The sequence below is a fragment of the Conexibacter arvalis genome (assembly GCF_014199525.1).
GTDB classification, from domain to species: Bacteria; Actinomycetota; Thermoleophilia; order Solirubrobacterales; family Solirubrobacteraceae; genus Conexibacter; species Conexibacter arvalis.
The window spans coordinates 200,701-219,189 of sequence record NZ_JACHNU010000006.1 but is presented as its reverse complement, the minus strand read 5'-3'; the positions used below and the strand labels follow the sequence as shown (position 1 = coordinate 219,189).

At 75.7% G+C, this 18,489-nt stretch carries 13 protein-coding genes; 11 read left to right on the top strand and 2 right to left on the bottom strand.

Features of this window, described 5'->3' with window-relative positions; genetic code table 11:
• Position 1 precedes the first annotated feature (1 nt).
• The 4 genes from BDZ31_RS19095 to BDZ31_RS19080 are packed head-to-tail and all read left to right on the top strand — an operon-like array spanning position 2 to position 3,960.
• The gene (locus BDZ31_RS19095; RefSeq protein WP_183344080.1) at positions 2 to 862 is read left to right on the top strand and encodes a polysaccharide deacetylase family protein; all 861 of its coding nucleotides are present in this window, start codon (positions 2 to 4) and stop codon (positions 860 to 862) included.
• On the top strand, positions 852 to 1,949 hold the full coding sequence (locus tag BDZ31_RS19090) for a C45 family autoproteolytic acyltransferase/hydrolase (RefSeq protein ID WP_183344078.1): 1,098 nt from the start codon (positions 852 to 854) through the stop codon (positions 1,947 to 1,949). Before BDZ31_RS19095 ends, BDZ31_RS19090 begins: the two co-directional genes overlap by 11 nt.
• A complete protein-coding gene (locus BDZ31_RS19085) occupies positions 1,934 to 2,995 on the top strand; it encodes a C45 family autoproteolytic acyltransferase/hydrolase (protein WP_183344076.1) in 1,062 nt (353 codons plus the stop codon). Before BDZ31_RS19090 ends, BDZ31_RS19085 begins: the two co-directional genes overlap by 16 nt.
• Positions 2,992 to 3,960, top strand: a complete 969-nt coding sequence (locus tag BDZ31_RS19080; protein WP_221243180.1) for a hypothetical protein — start codon at positions 2,992 to 2,994, stop codon at positions 3,958 to 3,960. The genes BDZ31_RS19085 and BDZ31_RS19080 overlap by 4 nt, the downstream gene beginning before the upstream one ends.
• On the opposite strand, the gene BDZ31_RS19075 is transcribed toward BDZ31_RS19080, so the two are convergent.
• Entirely contained in the window at positions 3,905 to 5,071 is a 1,167-nt protein-coding gene (locus BDZ31_RS19075) for an alpha/beta hydrolase fold domain-containing protein (RefSeq protein WP_183344074.1), read from the bottom strand. The two genes, BDZ31_RS19080 and BDZ31_RS19075, sit on opposite strands and share 56 nt — an antisense overlap.
• Before the next feature lie 187 nt (positions 5,072 to 5,258).
• The gene (locus BDZ31_RS19070; protein ID WP_246345500.1) at positions 5,259 to 8,756 is read right to left on the bottom strand and encodes an SdrD B-like domain-containing protein; all 3,498 of its coding nucleotides are present in this window, start codon (positions 8,754 to 8,756) and stop codon (positions 5,259 to 5,261) included.
• A gap of 285 nt (positions 8,757 to 9,041) precedes the next feature.
• On the opposite strand from BDZ31_RS19070, the gene BDZ31_RS19065 reads away from it, so the two are divergent.
• The 7 genes from BDZ31_RS19065 to BDZ31_RS19035 all read left to right on the top strand — a co-directional run bounded on the left by BDZ31_RS19065 (position 9,042) and on the right by BDZ31_RS19035 (position 18,479).
• Positions 9,042 to 11,318 (top strand): helix-turn-helix transcriptional regulator, encoded by a 2,277-nt coding sequence (locus tag BDZ31_RS19065; RefSeq protein WP_183344072.1) that lies wholly within the window; start codon positions 9,042 to 9,044, stop codon positions 11,316 to 11,318.
• A gap of 142 nt (positions 11,319 to 11,460) precedes the next feature.
• Positions 11,461 to 13,053: a helix-turn-helix domain-containing protein gene (locus tag BDZ31_RS25125; protein WP_183344070.1), complete on the top strand. Its 1,593-nt coding sequence runs from the start codon at positions 11,461 to 11,463 to the stop codon at positions 13,051 to 13,053.
• A gap of 55 nt (positions 13,054 to 13,108) precedes the next feature.
• Positions 13,109 to 14,293, top strand: coding sequence for a Dyp-type peroxidase (locus BDZ31_RS19055; RefSeq protein WP_183344068.1), 1,185 nt, complete (start codon positions 13,109 to 13,111; stop codon positions 14,291 to 14,293).
• On the top strand, positions 14,290 to 15,549 hold the full coding sequence (locus BDZ31_RS19050) for a right-handed parallel beta-helix repeat-containing protein (RefSeq protein ID WP_183344066.1): 1,260 nt from the start codon (positions 14,290 to 14,292) through the stop codon (positions 15,547 to 15,549). The genes BDZ31_RS19055 and BDZ31_RS19050 overlap by 4 nt, the downstream gene beginning before the upstream one ends.
• A complete protein-coding gene (locus tag BDZ31_RS19045) occupies positions 15,546 to 16,262 on the top strand; it encodes a hypothetical protein (protein ID WP_183344064.1) in 717 nt (238 codons plus the stop codon). Before BDZ31_RS19050 ends, BDZ31_RS19045 begins: the two co-directional genes overlap by 4 nt.
• A gap of 218 nt (positions 16,263 to 16,480) precedes the next feature.
• Positions 16,481 to 17,566: a DUF2600 family protein gene (locus tag BDZ31_RS19040; protein WP_221243179.1), complete on the top strand. Its 1,086-nt coding sequence runs from the start codon at positions 16,481 to 16,483 to the stop codon at positions 17,564 to 17,566.
• Between the two features lie 52 nt (positions 17,567 to 17,618).
• Positions 17,619 to 18,479 (top strand): L,D-transpeptidase, encoded by an 861-nt coding sequence (locus BDZ31_RS19035; RefSeq protein ID WP_246345496.1) that lies wholly within the window; start codon positions 17,619 to 17,621, stop codon positions 18,477 to 18,479.
• Positions 18,480 to 18,489 lie beyond the last annotated feature (10 nt).

Below are 18,489 nucleotides of genomic sequence, written 5' to 3'. Positions count from 1 at the left end.
GATGACGTACGCCTCCATGCGCCCCGACGACGACCGCGACCCGGCCGTGCGCTGGCCAGGCGGCGCGCGCAGCGCGGCCGCGCTGACCTTCGACTTCGACGCTGAGTCGGTCTGGGTCGCGCACGACCCGCTCAACGCCGGGCGCCCGTGCGTCTTGTCGATGGGCGCGTACGGCGCGCGGCGCGGGGTCCCGCTGCTGCTCGAGCTGCTCGCGCGGCACGAGCTGCGCGCGACCTTCTACGTCGTCGGCGAGGTCGCGCTGCACCATCGCGGGCGCGTGGAGGCGATCGCGGCCGACGGCCACGAGCTGGCGGTCCATGGCTGGACGCACGCCGCGCCGGCGAGCATGCGGCCCGACCAGCACGTCGACGACCTCGCCCGCACGCGCGAGCTGCTGGAGCGGATCGGCGGCCGGCCAGTCTCCGGCTACCGCTCGCCGTCGGCCGACTTCGGCGTCGAGCTGGTCCAGCAGCTCGACGCGCTCGGGTTCCGCCACTCCTCCAACCACAGCGACGACGTCCATCCGTACCTCCATCCGGGGACGCAGATCGTCGAGCTGCCGACGTCGTACCTGCTCGACGACGCGGCGCACTGGTGGTTCAGCGCCGCCCATTGGACGAAGAAGATGGCGACCAACGGGGAGGTGCGCGAGATCTGGGACGAGGAGCTCGCCGGCATCCACGAGCTCGGCGGCCTGCTCGTGCCGATGATGCACCCGCAGATCGTCGGGCGCCCTGGTCGGCTGCGCTTCCTCGACGGCTTCCTCGCGCACCTGCGCGCGCACGAGATCTGGATCGCGACGGCCGGCGAGGTCGCGGCGCACGCCGCGGCTGAGCTGGGGGAGGCCGGCGGTGGGGGCTGAGCGCTTCGCCTATCCGATCGTCACAGCGGTCGGCGACCCCCGCGAGCGCGGCCGCCAGTACGGCGCGGCGACGGGGACGCTGATCGAGCGCAACCTGCGCCTGTACGAGGAGCGCTTCCGCTCGCTCGCGGGGCTCGGCTGGCGAGAGGCGCTGCGGAGGGCCGAGGCGGTCGTGCCGACGATCGGCGCCTACGACCGCGACGCGCTGGAGGAGCTGCGCGGGATCGCCGAGGGCGCCGGCCAGCCGCTGGCGGCGGTCGCCGCGCTCAACTGCCGCACGGAGCTGCTCTATCCGGCACCGGCGCACGAGTGCACGACCGTCGGCGTGCTCGCGCAGCGCTCCGCCGAGGGCCACGTGCTGCTCGGCCAGAACTGGGACTGGCTCGACGAGGCGGCGTCCGTCGTGGTGCTCCTGCGCTCGGTCGACGCCGACGGCTTCGAGGTCGTCTCGCTCCACGAGGCCGGCCAGCTCGCCCGCGCAGGATGCAACTCCGCCGGCGTCGGCGCGGTCGGCAACTTCCTCGAGTCCGACCGCGATCGGCGCGCGGGCGGCGTCCCGCTGGCGGTGATCGCACGCCGGATCCTGCACGCGCGCAGCCTCGCCGACGCGGTCGCCGCGATCGCCGGCACCCCGCGCGCGGTCTCGAACAACTACCTGCTCGCCTCGGCCCAGGACGGGCCGGTCGACATCGAGGCGACCCCTCGGGAGGAACACCCGCATGCCCCCTGCAACGGCCTGCTCGTGCACGCCAACCACTTCCACGCCCCGTGCGTGGTCGACACCTACCGCTCGCTGATGCCCGACTCGTTCTACCGCGAGTCGCGGATGCAGATGCAGCTCGGCGCGACCGGTCCGGTCGCCGTCGAGGACCTGATGCGCGCGCTGCGCGACCACGTCGGCCATCCCGACTCCATCTGCAGGCACCTGCGCGACGACGGCCCGCAGCCGCGCAGCCGGACGCTCGCGTCGACGGTGATCGACCTGACCGCGCGCCAGCTGTGGATCGCGGACGGCAACCCCTGCGAGCGGCCCTACCTCGACGTCGCTCTCGACCGGCACCGCGCGGCGGTGTGCGCGCCGTGCTGAGCGGCGCGGCCGTCGCGCCGCCGCGGATCGTCGCGAACGGGGCGGCCGCGGCCGGCGGGCGCGCCCACGGCGAGGCGGCGGCGACCGGGATCGCGCGCCACGTCGAGACGGTGCTCGCACGGCTGGCGCGCGAGGGCGTCGGGCAGGGAGAGGCTGAGCGCCGCGCCCTCGCCTACCGCGACGCGGTCGCCGCGCAGCGGCCGGAGCTGGCGGAGGAGGTCGACGGCGTCGCACGGGGCGCGGGGATCGCACGCGAGCTCGCGTGGGTCCTCCAGCTGCGGGCCGAGCTGGCCGCGCCGACGCCGGAGTGCAGCTCGCTCGCGGCACGGGGCGCCGACGGCGAGCTGATCGTCGCCCAGAACCTCGACCTTCCGCCCGCCTACCGCGAGCTGATGGTGCTGCTGGAGCGGCGCGAGCCGGGACGGCCGGCGCTGCTGACGCTGACGCCGGCCGGGCAGATCGGCCAGTGCGGCATCAACGCGGCCGGCGTCGCCGTCTTCGCCAACTTCATCCACGCGCCCGGCTGGCGGGTCGGGCTGCCCCGCTATCTGTTGTCGCGGGTCGCGCTCGCCGAGCGCGACCGTGCCGGCGCGATCGACGCCGTCGCGGCGACGAGACGCGCCGCGTCGCGCAACCTGCTCGTCGCCGACCCCGGTGGAGCGACGATGGTCGAGACGACGCCGGACGGGCTCGCGCGGGTCGAGTCGGAGGGACGGTTCCTGTGGCACACCAACCACGTCGTCGCGCCCGAGCTGGCCGCGCAGGAACGGGCCGGAACGGCCTGGCTGCGCAACTCGCGGGCACGCTACGCCCGCATCGGCGAGCGGCTCGAGGCGCTGACGCCCACGGAGGTCTCGGTCGAGGCGGTCGCGGAGATCCTGCGTGACCGCACCGGCGCGCCGGACGCCGTCTGCCACCTCCGCGAGGACGACGAGATCGACTACGCGACGGTCGCGAGCGTGATCGCGATCCCGGCCCGCCGCCGGATGTGGGTGGCGTGGGGGCCGCCGTGCGACGTGCCGTACGTGGAGGTGGAGGCTCCGTGAGCGAGATTGCCGACGACGCCGCGGCGCCGCCGCGGCCGCAGGTCTACCCCGTCGAGGGCGGGCCAGGCTACTACCAGCTCGGCCACACGTCGGTCTTCGCCGCGCGTGCCGACCAGCGCATCGCGTGGTGCGCCTACGTGCCGAGCGACTACGAGAGGAGCGACCGCCGGTACGCGCTCGCGGTCGTCGTCCACGGGACCGAGCGCCGCGCGGAGGGCTATCGCGACCGCTTCGCCGAGTTCGGCGAGCGTCACGGCTGCATCGTGCTCGCGCCGCTGTTCCCGGCGGGCATCGAGGAGCCTGGCGAGGTCAACAACTACAAATGGCTCGACTACCGCGGGATCCGCTTCGACGAGCTGCTCCTGGCGCTGGTCGACGAGATCGCGGCGCTCTACCGGGTCGACGCCGACCGCTTCCTGATGCACGGCTTCTCCGGCGGCGGCCATTTCGTCCACCGCTTCCTCTACCTGCACCCCGAGCGGCTGCTCGGCGCTTCGATCGGCGCCCCGGGCGTCGTGACGCTGCTCGACCCGGAGCTCGACTGGTGGGTGGGCGTGCGCGACGTCGACGCGCAGTTCGGCAAGCGGGTCGACTTGGCGCGCATCCGCGAGGTGCCGGTGCAGACGGTGATCGGCGCCGAGGACACCGAGACGTGGGAGATCACGCTGCGCCCCGGCGACGGGCTGTGGATGCCCGGCTCCGAGCGCGCCGGCAGGACCCGCCTCGACCGCATCGCGGCGCTCGGCGCCAGCCTCGAGCGCCACGGCGTGCGGGTCCGCCGCGACGTCGTGCCGGGCGTCGGCCACGACGGCTTCGCGATCCTCGACCCCGTGCGCCGGTTCTTCGCGGACGTGCTCGCAGCGCGGCAGCGCGGAGTCGAGCGCCGGGCGCCAGGTCGCGACGACGCCGTCAGCCGGCGTCGGAGCGCGCCGCCGGCGCGAGGCGGTGGTCGAGGAAGGCCGTGAGGCGGGCGAGGAACTCCCGGCCCGCCGCGCCGTCGAGGTCGAACTGGTACTCGTGGCCGAGCGGGGGCGTGCGGTCGGCGGGGAAGAAGAGCGTCTCGACCTCCGCGCCGGCGTCGCGCAGCCGCGCGGCGAGCAGCTCGGAGTGGGGGCGCAGCGGGTCGGCGTTGCCGACCGTCAGCAGCGCCGGCGGGAACGCGGCCGTGACGTGGTCGGCGACCGACGCGGCCGCGAAGCGCCGGCTCTCGGCGTAACGGCGGTCGCCGAAGTAGGCCCACAGCACCGCGCGCACGAGCCGACGCGCGGTCGCCCCGTCGGCCAGCCCGCCGCCGCTGACGGCGTGCGCGCTCCCGCCGTCGCGGCTCGCGCCGTCGCCGCTCGCGCCGTGTCCACCACCGCCGCCGCTGGCGCTCGCGCCGCCCCCGCCGCCGGCGTCGAGCGCGGCGAGGTCGTAGGGGCCGCAGGCGAGCACGACGGCGCGCAAATCCTCGGGCGCGATCGTCGGCGCGACGCCGACCGCCTCCGCGTAGCCGGGCGTCGTCACGAGCGCGGCCGCCTGCGCGGCGATCTGGGCGCCGGCCGAGTCGCCGGCGAGCGCGAACCGGGAGGGGTCGAGGCCGAGCCGGTCGGCGTGGCGGCGCAGGTGGGCGAGCGCCTCCATCGTCTGCCGCAGCGGGGTCGGGTAGCGCGCCTCGGGGGCGAGCGAGTAGCGCGGCGCGGCGACGGCGCAGCCGCGGCTCGCCAGCAGCGCGCACCAGCCGGCCAGCTCCGCCTTGGAGCCGCCGACCCAGCCGCCGCCGTGGATCCAGACGACCGTCGGCAGCGGCCCCTCCGCGCCGGCGGGGCGGTGGAGGTCGAGCACCGCGTCGGGCCCGTCGCCGTAGCGCTCGTCGCGCACCGTCTCGACCCCGTCCGGCGCGTGCCGCGCGAGCGCCGCCGCCGTCCGCGCGCCGCCTGCGGCGAAGACGCGCCGCACGAGCAGCGCTCCCGGCCGCGGGCTGAGGAGCAGCGTCGCCCGCAGCGCCAGGTCGGCGCCGGCGACGGCGAGACGCGTCCGCAGCCGGCCGTGCTCGGGGATCAGCGGCGGCGCGTCGAGGTCGGCGGTCGGTTCCACGGCGTCGCAGCGTACCCGCGCCGCGGCGCGCCCGGCGTCCGCGACGGCGGGCGGCGCGCGGGGCGCAGGCGGCGCCCCCGCCGCGAACGAGCCGACGAGGACGGCGCGACGGCCCCGGAACGCAAACCGGCCGGGCTCTCGCGAGCCCGGCCGGTTCGATGCTGCGATCGTCCTCGGGTCGGCGGCGCTACCCGGTGACGCCTCCTGCCGGGCTGACGGCGCCGCCGATGACGCGGACGGCGCGCTTGGCCCGTCTGGTGTTCGCGTCACGGGCGGTCGCCGTGGCGCGGTTGACGCGCTTGCCGCCCGAGCCGTTGAGCGCCCGCACGGTGATGCGGTACGCCTTGCTCTGGCGCGGCTTGAGTGTCTTGGCCGTCCAGCAGTAGCGGCCCTTGCTGAGCTTCGCCTTCGGCGTCGCCTTCACGAACGCCAGCCCGGCCGGCAGGCGATCGCACGTGCGCACGTTGCGCAGCGTCGCTCTGCGGCTCGGGTTGCGGACCTTGATCGTGAAGGTCGCGCGCTGGCCGGCCCGCAACACTCTGCGGTTGACCGTCTTGGTGAGCCCGAGCGTGACTCTTCTGACGACGACTCTCGCCGCGTCTCTGTCGTTTCTCGGGTTCGGGTCTCTCGGCGGGTTGGGCTCCTCCGGCGTCGGCGGCACCTCGACGATGCCGACGTTCACCGTTCTGCCCGTTCTGACCGCGCGGACGGTGATCGTGACCGGGACCGCCTGACCCTCGGCCAGTGCGCCCAGCTCGCATCTGACCGTCGCGCGGCTGGTCGCGCACGTGCCGACCGGCGTTCTCGTCGAGACGACCGCCAGCTGCGCGGGCACTCGGTCTCGCACGACGACGTCTCTCGCCACGCCCGGGCCGTTGTTTCTCGCCGTCAGCGTGTACGTGAACGTCTGGCCGAGCTGGACCGTCGCGGCCGACGCTCTCTTCACGATCGAGAGGTCGGGCTCAGGGACTCTGACCTCCTCGGGATCCTCGTTGTCGCTCGGGTCTCTGTCACCCGGCGATCTGATCACCGCGGTGTTGACGATCGTGCCCGATCTGTGCACGACCGCGGTCACGGTGACCGTCTCGACCTGACCCGGCCGCAGCGTGCCGAGCTCGCAGCGGAGCGCGTTGCCGGCCGTCGTGCAGGTGCCCTGGCTGGTCGTCGCGCCCGTCAGCTCGAGCTGTCTGGGCAGGGTGTCGGTGACGACCACGTCGGTCGCCCACGACGGCCCGTCGTTTCTGGCTGTCAGCGTGTACGTGATCGTGTCGCCGATCTTCGCGGTCGGCGACGAGACGGCCTTTCTGATCGAGACGTTGAACCAGAAGAAGCCGAAGTCGTGCGTGTGGTCGTTGTGGCCGGCCGCGCCCGTTCTGAGCGGGTCGATCACGTAGCGGCCCGACACGACGCCGTTGGAGTCGCGCAGCGCGTCGCTGGTGTGGTCGGCGGTCGGCGTCCAGCCCTCGAGCGCCGGCTGGTCGAGCGGGATCCGCACCGTGTAGTCGGTGTGCGGCTGGATCGCGCCCGGCACGTTGGACTCGTCGAACCAGTACTGGCCGCTGGCGTCGGTTCTCGTCGTCGCGATCACGTTGCCGGCAGCGTCCAGCAGCTCGACCACGACGTCGGCGACGGGCGTCTCGTCGGGATCCTGCACGCCGTCGCGATTGGCGTCGAACCAGACGTAGTTGCCGATCTCGATCGGTGCCGCGTCGCAGAGCGCCTCGAGGTCGCCGAGGCCGTTGGACTTGCCGAAGGTCGCAGTCGCTGGGCTGGTGCCGTCCTGGGTGTAGAGGTTGTAGCCCTTGTCGCGCGAGCCGTCGCTGTTGCTGAGGTACAGCACGCCGGCGGACGAGTTCGGGCCCTCGGCCGTCGGGCAGGTGTTGGTCGCCATGCCCGCCGGGCAGACGTTCGCCGCGTCCTGTGCCGTCTGGCGCAGCGAGACCGCGCCCGGGATCTGGAGCAGGCCGCCGACGCCGGTGTAGTCGTGCGCGCCCTGCGGCGGCACGACCGGGTTGTGGTTGTAGTCCTGGTCCCAGTAGAAGAGGCCGTCGCCGGGGCCGACGTCGGCGATGCCGCGCCAGCCGCCGGCGGTCACGTCGCCGCAGACGCCGTTGCTCTCCAGCGCGAAGCCGCCGCCGCTGGCGCAGGCGCGCAGCGCGTAGCCGGACTGGACGCCGTTCTCGGCCGTGCTGCCGTCAGGCGACAGTGAGTTCGCCCCGATCTGATCGGGCCAGCGGTCGCGGAAGCCGAGCACGAGATCGTCGCCGACGATGGCGATGTCGGAGAGCATCGGCTGGGCGTAGCTCGGCGTCGCCGTGAACGTTCTCGTCCACGGATGCCAGGTCGCGCTCGCGACGCCGCACGCGGGGTCGGGGAACGGTCTCGCGGCCGAGCGCCAGGTGCAGAGCCGGTCGGCCGGCAGCGGCACGTCGAGGACCGGCGCGGAGCTGAACGTCCCGGTCGCCGGATCGAACGCGTAGACGTAGATCGACAGGTCGGCGCTCGCCGCTCTCGGCGCCGGATCGCCTCTGCTCGCCTCCGAGCAGACGCCGCCGACGTAGAGGACGTTGCCGGGCTTGTCGAAGCCGAGGCCCATCGGGCGAGCGTCGCCGGGCACCGCGCACGGGCTCGGGATCGCGAACGTTCTCGCGCCCGTCGGCGTGGAGCCGTCGGCCGGGATCGGGACCTGGATCAGCTCGCGGCTGCCGAGGCCGACCGTGAAGAGCGCCGAGCCGTCGCCGTTGGCGACGAGGTTGCCGAGGCCGGTGGTGCCGACCGCGTCGAAGGAGTCGCTGTCGCGGACCCAGCCGTTCGTCCCGCGCGTCGCGCTCCCGGCCGGTCTGCTCGGGAGGGAGTTGACGTCGAAGAAGAGCGTGGCGTTCGGGGTGCCCGCGTTGGCCTGGCCGACATCGGTGCGGTAGATCGCGCCGGCGCCGCCCGGGCCCCAGTCGGCGTGGCGCTTCGTGTACGCCGAGGAGTAGGCGAAGCCGCTGCCCTGCACGTTGGCGACGCCGAAGACCGAGCCGATCTGCGCGTAGGTCGCGCCCGCGACCTCGCCGGGCAGTCTGCCCTGCGAGCCGCCGCCGACCGGCGGTTCGTTGTCGGCGGTCGCGTCGGCGACCAGTCGCAACGCGGTGTCGCCGGCGTGATCGCCGTCGCGCGCGCCGAACTGCATGCAGGCGACCGCCAGCTGCGGATTGTCCTGGCAGAAGTTGGCCGGCTGCAGCACGCCGACGTCGATCCCGGTCGCGTCGCCGCCGGAGAGGTCGACGAACTGGACGGTCGTGCCCGATCTCGCGCCATGGCGCGCCGGCTGATAGCCGGCCGGCAGGCCGGTGAACTCGAGCCGGACGCGCGCGGCCGGATCGGGGACGTTGAGGCTGTAGCTGCCGTCGGCGGCCGTCGTGCTGCTGGCCAGCACGGCGCCGCCGGGGCCGTAGGCGGTGACGGCGATCCCGCCGACACCGGCGTCGAAGACCGGTGCGCTGTCGCGCACGCCGTTGTCGTTGAAGTCCTCGAACGCCGTGCCGCTGACCGTCGCCGCCCCGGCGACGCCCGGCAGCACCAGCACGGCCGCCGCGGCGGCCAGGGGCACGAGCGTGCGCCGCCGTGCGCGCAGCACGGCATCGGCGCCGTCGCGCATCCGCGAGCGGGCGGTCCGTCGCCTATCCGTCGATGGGCGCATGGGCCCCCTTCCGTTGCCGGCGGCCGCCATCGCAGGCGTGCCGCGTGATCGTGCCTGACTGCACCCTTGGTCTCCCTCTGGTCAGGGACTGTCGATGCGGATCAGGTATCGGCACAACGACGACGAGCGCAACGGGTCGGGACGACAATCACCCGAAGGTCGCCCCTCGGAGGTCGCAGCCGAATCCCGGTCGCACAGCATTGACCAGGGTTTCGACGGGCGATGCTGCACGGCTCGCCGCTCGGAGGGGGGCGCGGGGTACCGAACCCGCGACGTGCCCGCGAGATGACCTTCCCGCTCCTCACCCAGGCCAAGCTGCGGGTGCCGCGCCCGCACCGCCGGACGATCGCGCGGCGCCGCGTGACGAGATCGCTGGACGCCGGCGGCGGCCGGCCGTTGACGGTCGTCTGCGCGCCGGCCGGCTGCGGGAAGACGACCGCGCTCGCGCAGTGGGTCGAGTCGGCGGACCAGCCGACGGCGTGGCTGTCGCTCGACGCCGGCGACGACGACCCGCGACGGCTGCTCGCGCACCTCGCGGCGGCGCTCGGCACGGTCGAGACGGAGGCGGCGGTCGAGGCGCAGCGCGCGCTGCGCGACGACGCCGACCCGTTCGAGGAGGTGCTGCCGCGTCTGCTCGACGGGCTGGAGGCGGCCGCGTCGGCCGACGGCTTCGCGCTCGTCCTCGACGACCTGCAGCACGTGCGCGCGCCGGCCTGCCATCGCCTCCTGGAGGCGCTGATCGACGCGCTCCCGCCCGGCGCGCGCGTCGTCGTCGCGACGCGGTCGGCGCCGCCGCTGCGGCTTGCGCGGCGGCGGGCGGCGGGGACGGTGACCGAGGTCGGGCCGCGGACGCTCGCCTTCCGGCCGGCGGAGAGCGAGCGGCTGCTGAACGGCGCGCTCAGGCTCGCGCTGAGCCGCGAGCAGCTCGCGGCCGTCGAGGAGCGCGTCGGCGGCTGGCCGGCCGGCCTGGCGCTGGTCGCCGACTCGCTGCCGCCAGAGCCCGACGACGCGCGCTTCCGGCAGGCGCTCGCGCGCTCCCGCGCCGACGTCGACGCGTATCTCGGCGAGGAGCTGCTCGACCAGCTCGACCCGGAGCTGCGCACCTTCCTGCGTCGCACCTCGATCCTCGCGCGGCTCGACGCGTCGCTCTGCGCCGCCGTGCTCGACGCCCCCGCCGCGGGCGAGCTGCTCGAGCGTGCGCGCCGCTCCAACCTGGTCGCGAGCAACCCCGAGCCCGACGCCGACCACGACGGCGCCGGCGGGTCGCTCCGCTGCGACCGGCTGCTCGCGCAGCTGCTGCGGCGGGAGCTGCACGCGCGGGAGCCGCAGCTCGTCGGCGCGCTGCACCTGCGCGCGTCGCGCTGGCTGGATGCGAGCGGCCGCGTCGAGGAGGCGATCGCCCATGCCGGCGCCGCCGGCGACGGCCGTGCCGCCGCGGCCCTCGTCCACCGCCACGGCGAGACGCTCATGCGCGCGCGCCGCTACGCGACGGTGCGGCGGCTGATCGACGCGATCCCGCCGGAGCGGGGCGAGTTCGGCCCCTACTGCCGGGCGCTCGGGCTGCTCGCCGGCGGCCTCGACGGCGCCCTCTCGCCGGCGGAGCTGGACGCCGGCTTCCGCGCGCTGCGCGACCGCTCAGACGCGCCCGGCGTCGAGGCGCTGGTCGAGCGCTGCCTCACGCTGCCGTTCTTCGGCCGCGTCGCCGAGTCGGTGCAGCGCGGGCGAGCGCTGTTCGCGCGCGTCCGCGAACAGCCGCTGCCCGCGCGCGCGGCGATCGCGGCGAACCTCGGCATGGCGCTCTGGTTCGCCGGTGAGAGCGGCGCGGCGCGGTCGCTGCTGGAGGCCCATCTCGACGCGACGGCCGGCCGCCACCGGGGGTGGGCGCTGGCGACGCTCGCACTCGTCGCCGTCGACGACCGCAGGGAGGAGCGGGCGCTCGCCCACGCCGGCGCGGCGCTCGCCCACGTCCGCGGCGAGGCGCCGGCGCTCGACCACGCCTACGTCCACCAGGCGGTCGCCGCCGTCGCGCGCGCCGCGGGCCTGCGCGCCGACGCCGAGCGCGAGCTCGCACGGGCCGCGCGGCTGACGCGCCGGGTCCCCGGCTCGCTCCACGACGCCCTGACGCTGCTGCTGCGCGCCGAGCTGGAGCTCGACCGCGGGGAGCGCTGCGCCGCGCGCGAGAGCGCCGCCGCCGCCCGCGCGATCGTCGACGACCACCTCGACGCCGGCATCGTCGAGCCGCGGCTCGCGGCCGTAGAGGCGGCGCTGGCGCGCGACGGCGACGAGCTGCTCGGGACCAGCCCGACGAGAGCCGAGCGGCGGGTGCTCGCGCTGCTGCCCAGCGAGCTGAGTCGCCGCCAGATCGCCGCCGCCCTCTACCTCTCCTCCGACACGGTCGGAACGCACCTGCGGCGCATCTACCGCCGGCTCGGCGTCGGCTCGCGCGCGGAGGCGGTCGCGGTCGCGCGCGCCCGCGGCCTGCTCGACCCGGTGCGCGGCGAGATCGCCGACCGGCCCACCGCCGTCGAGGGCGCCGCGCCGGGCGCGAATTCACCCAGGTGAAAACGTGAATCGGAGTCGCTGTCCGACTGTCGTGTCCGGTACCGTCCCGCGACAGCGGGAGGGCCCTTCCGTGGCGGCGTCGGCAGGGAATCCGCATCCGTCACGGGCAGCGCGCTCGACAAGACGAAGGGACGGGACGCGCATGGCGGATGGGGGCGCGCCCGGCGGCGCCGCGGCGCGGTCGGGCGGAGGCCCGGAGGGGACGGGCAGCGGGCTGCCGCATGTCGTGCATGCGGCCGACGCCCGGCTCGAGAGCCCCTCCGGCGCGGCGGCCGCCGTCGCGCTCGACGCGGTCGCGCGGCAGCTGGGCCCCGAGGCGGCGACCTTCTTCACCACCGGCGCGGCCGGCGAGCTGCGGCGTTCGATCGTCTGGATGCCGGTCTCACCGCCGACCGCGGTGGCGGCGGTCGCCCGCTGGAAGCATGCGCTGCGCGATCTCGACCCGCTCGCCCCGGCGGCGCTGTCCGCGAGCGGCCGGGGAACCGCGACCCTCGACGACGTCGGCGGGCTCCCGCTCGCCGTCGCGCGCCGGCCCGAGCTCGCCGCCGCCTACCGGCGGATCGGGGTCGTCAACGACGCCCGTCTGCTGGTGCGCGCCGAGGGCAGGCTGGTCGGCGGCATCACGCTGTGGCGGTCGCTGCGGAGCCGCGGCTGGACGCCGCGCCAGCTGGCCGTGCTCGACGCGCTCCAGCCGCTGGTCGAGCATGCCTACGTCGAGGCGACGAGCGACGTCCTCGGCGAGAACCGGCTCGTGGCGGCGCTGACCGCCCGCGAGCGCGAGGTCGCGCGCATGATCGCCGACGGCGCGACGAACGCCGAGATCGCCCGTGCGCTGCACGTCGGGATCGAGACGGTGAAGTCGCACACCCGCAAGATCCTGCTCAAGCTCGGTGCGCGGACGCGGCGGGACGTGACGCGGCGCCTCGCGCCCGCCGCCCAGCCGCCGTGGCAGACCCCGCAGGAGGACGCCGCGACCGCCGAGCGGCTGCTCGAAGCGCTGCTGCGGTGGTCGCGCGAGCGGATCGACGGCGTCGTCGGCGGCTACGCCGCCCTCTCGGGCCGGGGCGCCGTCGTGCGCGGCGAGGTCGCGTTCGCGGACGCCTCCGCCGGCGGACCGGCCGGCGAGCGTGCGCGCATGCTCCACGCGGCGCTGTTCGCGCCGGAGTTCGTCCGCGATCTCGCGCGCCAGCCGCAGACGTGGGACGTGGCGACGGCGGAGGCCGTCCATCCCCGTGCCGACCGGATCGACGGCCTCGCCGCCGGCGCGGGGTGGTCGGCGCCGCTCGTCCTCGTCGTGCGCGTGCACGGACGGGCCGCCGGGCTCGTGTGGATCGCGCGAGCACGCCGCTCCGACTGCCTGCGGGAGCGCGCGGTCGCCGAGCTGCTCGGGCTGCAGCCGCTGGTCGAGGCGGCGGCCGAGCCGCTGCTGCTGCGCGCCCATGCCCGCCCGCCGGCGCCTCCGGCCGGCGTCCCGCGCGCAGGCCTGACGGTGCGCGAGTGGGAGGTCGCGCGCCGCTCCGCCGACGGGGCGACCAACGCGGAGATCGCCGCCGCGCTCGGGATCGCGGAGGCGACGGTCAAGGCGCACATGACGCGCGTGATGGTCAAGTGCGGCGTGCGGTCGCGCGCGCAGCTGATCGCGCTCATGCATCGGCGCGCGACGGCCGTCCGGCGTGCCGCGAGGGGCGGGCCTCCCTCGAAGGTCGCAGCCGTTTCGCGGTCCTTTGGAAGATGAGGTCCGGCCAGGTACCGTCGCGTCGGATGGCCCCGGCAGGGACGAAGGAAGGCGCGTGCGCGCGCCGCGCGTGAGTCGGCGCGAGGCGCTGGCGGGCGTCGCCGTCGGCGCGCTCGCGGGCGGCGGGGCGATCCACTTCGCCGGCGGCGCGCGGTCGGAGGCGCGGCCGCCGGCGCGACCGTTCGACGGCGCGCGGCAGGCGGGGATCGCGACGCCGCCGCAGGCCCACCTGACGCTCGCCGCCTTCGACCTCCACACGCCCGACCGCGCCGACGTCCCGCGGCTGCTGCGCGACTGGACGGCGCTGATCGTCGCGCTGTGCGGGGGCGCGCGCGACGGCGCGGCCGACGCCGGCGTCGGCGCGGCGTCGACCGGGCACGACACCGGCGAGCGGGCCGGCCTCGACGGCGCCGGCCTCACGATCACCGTCGGCTTCGGCGCCTCGCTGTTCGACGATCGCTACGGCTTCGCCCAGCGCCGCCCGGCCGGGCTCGCGACGCCGCTGCCGGGCGAGGCGGCGCTCGACCGGGCTCGCGGCGGCGGCGACCTGCTGCTGCAGGTGCGCGGGGAGGACCGCCAGGTCGTCTTCCACGCCGTCCACCAGCTGACGAACGCCGCGCTCGGGATCGCCCGGCGCCGGTGGACCCAGCACGGCTTCCTCTCGCGGCCAGCCGCCGGCGGCACGCCGCGCAACCTCTTCGGCTTCAAGGACGGGACCGTCAACCCGGCGCCCGACGACGCCGCCGCGCTTGTGCGGCACGTGTGGCTGCCGGCCGGCGGGCCGCTCGCCGGCGGCACCTACCTCGTCTACCGCCGCGTGCGGATGCGGATGCAGGCGTGGGACCGCAGCCCGCTCGACGTCCAGGAGCGGGCGATCGGCCGCCGCAAGGCGAGCGGCGGGCCGCTGACCGGAGGCGGGGAGACGACGCCGCTGGCGCTCGCCGCGGCGCCGCCGCGCTCGCACGTCCGGCTCGCCCATCCCGACGCCAACGACGGCGCGCGGATCCTGCGCCGCGCCTACAACTACGACGACGGCGCGACCGCGGACGGCGAGCAGGACGCCGGCATGGCGTTCGTCTGCTTCGCGGCCGACCCGGCCCGCCAGGTCGCGCCGATGCTCGCGCGGATGCTGCGCGACGACGAGCTGCACCGCTACCTCGTCCACACCGCCGGCGGCATCTACGCGGTCCCGCCGGCGCCCGGACGGGGCGAGCACATCGGAGAGGAGCTCCTGAGTTGACCCGAATCGGCCCGTTGATCGCGCTGATCGCCGCCCTCGTCGTCGCCGGATGCGGAAGCGGCGACGGCGACGACGCCGGCACGACCGCCGCCCCGACCGCCGCGGCGCCGCCGCCGGCGACCGAGCGCGCGACCGCGGCGAGCGGCCGCGTCCTCAACGTCCCGTCGAGCTACGCGACGATCCAGGCGGCCGTCGACGCGAGCCGGCCCGGCGACCTCGTGCTGATCGCGCCCGGCGTCTACCACGAGGCGGTCGAGGTCGACGAGGAGCATCCCGACGTGGTGATCCGCGGCGCCGACCGCAACAAGGTGATCCTCGACGGCAGACACGAGCTGGCCGACGGGATCAAGGTCTCCGCCGGCGGCGTCGCGGTCGAGAACCTGACCGTCCGCAACTACCAGGTCAACGGCGTCGTCTGGTTCACCGACGGCGCCTACGCCGCCGAGGGCCGCTACACGCAGGGGTGGCGCGGGTCGTACCTGACCGCCTACGACAACGGGCTCTACGGCGTCTACGCCTTCGGGGTCCAGCACGGGCGCTTCGACCACGTCTACGCCTCCGGCCATCCCGACAGCGGCATCTACCTCGGCCGCTGCAAGCCGTGCAACGCGCTCGTGACCGACAGCGTCACCGAGCTCAACCACGTCGGCCTGGAGTTCACCAACGCCGGCGGCGACGTCGTCGTGCGCGACAACCTCACGCGCCGCAACCGCGTCGGCATCCAGGTCAACTCGCTGACGAAGGAGCGCGCCGCGCCGCAGGTGGAGATGACGATCGAGGACAACGACGTGTTCGACAACCAGGACAAGGGCGCGCCGCGCGGCTCGCAGGGCTTCGGCGCCGGCATCGTGATCAACGGCGGGCGCGAGAACGTCGTGCGCGGCAACCGCGTCCGCGGCCATCGGGCCGTCGGGATCGTCGTGCTTGACAGCGACACGTACACCGCGGAGGGCAACCGGATCGAGGACAACCGCCTCGCCGGCAACCGCCTCGACCTGGCGCTGCAGACGAACGGGACGACCGGCGGCAACTGCTTCTCCGGCAACCGGCCGCGCACCAGCTCGCCGGCGGGCCTCGAACGGGCGACGCGCTGCGGCGAGGCGGAGGCGATCGGCGTCGGCAGGCTGCCGCGGATCGCGGTGCCGCCGCAGGTCGACTACCGCACCGTGCCGGCGCCGCCGGCGCAGCCGAACATGCCGAGAGCCCGCACCGCGCCGGCCGCGCCGGCGGTCGGGCGCCCGGAGGCCGGCAGATGAGCGTCGCGGCGCGACGTGCCCCCGCCGCGCTCGCGGCGCTCATCTGCTGCGCGCTCCTCGCCGCCGGCTGCGGCGGCTCCTCCGGCGACGGTGACGGGGCTCGCACGGGGGAGGGCGTCGCGACGACGGCCACCTTGGCGGCCTCCGGCAGACCGGTGACCGACGAGCAGGCGCTCGTGCTCGCGCGCGTGCTCCAGCAGAACTGGCAGCGGGGCGGCGCGACGATCGCCGGCTCGATCCCCGTCCACGGCGCGACCGTCGTCGTCGAGGGGCGCGTCGACTTCAGAGACGGTCGCGGCGAGATGACGCTGCGCGACCCGCAGGGCCAGGAGCGCCGCTACGCGTGGACGCGCGAATCGGTCCGCGCGCAGGCGGAGCCGGGATCCCGCAGCTACGTCGCGCAGGCGCCCGACCCCGACGGCGACCCGGTCCACGCGGCGATCCGCTTCATCAACCTGCTGTCGGCGGAGACGATCGACAACACGACCAACATCAAGGACCAGGACGCCCGGCTCCTGCGCCACGAGACGCTCGACGACAGAGCGGTCGACGTCTACCGCTACGGCGCCGACGGCAACACGACCTGGTGGGTCGACGCCGACGACGGCCTGCTCGCGCAGGTCGAGGCCGTCTTCCCCGACGACAGCGTCCTGACGATCGGCCTGACCGACCACGGCCCGGTGCGCATCAGGCTGCCGCGCGCGAGCGGATAGCGGCGCAGGGCACGCCCGGCCCCCGCGCGCCCGGGACCGCCCCGCGCGCCCGCGCCCGTGCGCCCGTATCGCGCGCCCGCGCCCGCCCGCCCCGCGCCCTGAACTCCGGCGCGCCGCACATGCCCGCTCCTGCAGGCCGATCCACGGTCCAGCGGGGATCATTCCCCCCGCGGAGGTGAGCGCGACGCGAACATGGGCGTATGCAAACTTCTGCGTTCATGAGAGACGTGCGCGACGCGGGCGCGATGGTCGCCGTCGTCGGCCGGTACTACCTGTCGATCTCGTGGCGGGTGCGCCGCCAGCTGCGCCGCTGGCATGCACGGGCCGAGCGGATCGCCGACCCCGCGTTGCGAGCGACGGCGGTCGAGAAGCTGCGCGACGAGCAGTTGCACGCGCACGCGGCGGCCGTCTTCGCGGTCACCGCGCCGCGCCGGCACGTCGCGCCGCTCGTCGAGCTGGCCGTCGCCTTCGCGGTGATGTTCGACTACCTCGACGCGGTCTCCGAGGAGCCGGCCGACGACCAGCTCGCCAACGGGCTGCAGCTGTTCCGGGCGCTGCAGGTCGCGCTCGACCCGGCGCTCGCGCCCGAGCCCTACTACGCGGCCCATCCCGTCGGCGCCGGTGAGGGCGACGGCGGCTACCTCGACGACCTCGCCGCCGCCTGTCGCGCCGCGCTCGCGCGGCTCCCCAGCGCCGACGTCGTGCGGCCGCTGGCGGTGGCGGCCGCGGCGCGCTGCGGCGGCGCCCAGTCGCGCACGCACGCGGTCGCCTCGCGCGGCCCGGGCCAGCTGCGCGAATGGGCGGCGACGCTCCTCCCCGACGACCGCGGCTACGCGTGGTGGGAGCTGACCGCCGGGGCCGCCGCCTCGCTGTCGGTCCACGCGCTGTTCGCGGCCGCCGCCGACCCGCGCGTGACGACGGCGGAGGCGCGCCGGCTCGACGCCGCCTACTTCCCGTCGATCTGCGCGCTCGCGACGCTGCTCGACAGCCTGATCGACTACGACGCCGACCGCCGCACCGGCGCGCACAGCTACGTCGGCTACTACGACTCCGCCGGCACCGCCGCCGAGCGGCTCGCGGCGATTGCGGCCGACGGCGTCGCCGCGACGGCCGGGCTCCGCCACCGCCGCCGCCATCGCGTGATCGCGATCGGCGTCGCCGGCTTCTACCTGTCCGCCGCCGGCGCGCACGGCGCCTATGCGCGACCCGCGGCCCGGCAGGTCGTCGCGGCGCTGAACCCGCTCGTGCTGCGGCCGATCCTCGCGCTCGCGGCGGCGAAGCGGCGCGTCAATTCACCGCGGTGATCGCCGGCGACCGGCGGGCTGCGAGCCGGAGCGACCGGTAACGTTTCGCGCGATGAGGTCACGGACGATCTCCCTGCTGTTGACGATCTTCGCCGTCGCCGCGGCCGCGGTCGCCGCCGCGCCGGCGGCGGCCGTCGCCGCTGCCGCGCCGCCGACGCCGCGCGAGCCGATCACGCCGCCGCTCGCGGCCGCCGCGTCGGTCGACGACGGCGAGGACACGGAGGCGGACGACGAGGGCGAGGCCGTCGATGAGGAGCCGCCGCTGCGCGTCTCGCCGCCGTCGCGGGCGCGAGGGGCGACGGTCGCGCGGATCGTCGCGCCGGCCTTCGCCCGCGCGGCGCTCGACAAGCCTCGCAAGGGCCGGCGCGTCGGCACCGCGACCGCGTGGTCGGGGCAGTCGCAGATCCTGCTCGTGCTCGACGCCGCCGTCCGCGACGGCGTCGAGTGGGTCAAGGTGCTGCTGCCGGTGCGGCCCAACGGCACGACCGGCTGGATACCGCGCGACCACGTGACGATCGGCTACTCGCCCTACTGGGTCGAGATCGGTGTCCGCTCCCGCACCGTCACGGTCTTCCGCAACGGCCGGCGGGTGCTGCGCACGCGCGCCGTCGTCGGGAGACAGCGGACGCCGACGCCGCTGGGCCTCGCGGCGATCTACGAGCGCAACCGCCAGCCGAACCCGCGCGCCTTCCTCGGCCCATGGGCGCTGTCGCTGACGAGCCTCTCCAACGTGCTGTTCAGCTACGGCGGCGGGCCGGGACGGGTCGCGATCCACGGCCGCGCCGGCGACAGCTTCAAGGACCCGCTCGGCAGCGCCCGCTCGCACGGCTGCATCCGCATCGACAACCGTCCGGTCAACTGGATGGCGCGCAACGTCCCGCCCGGCACGCCGGTCATGACGACCAAGCGCTGAGCGGAGCCGC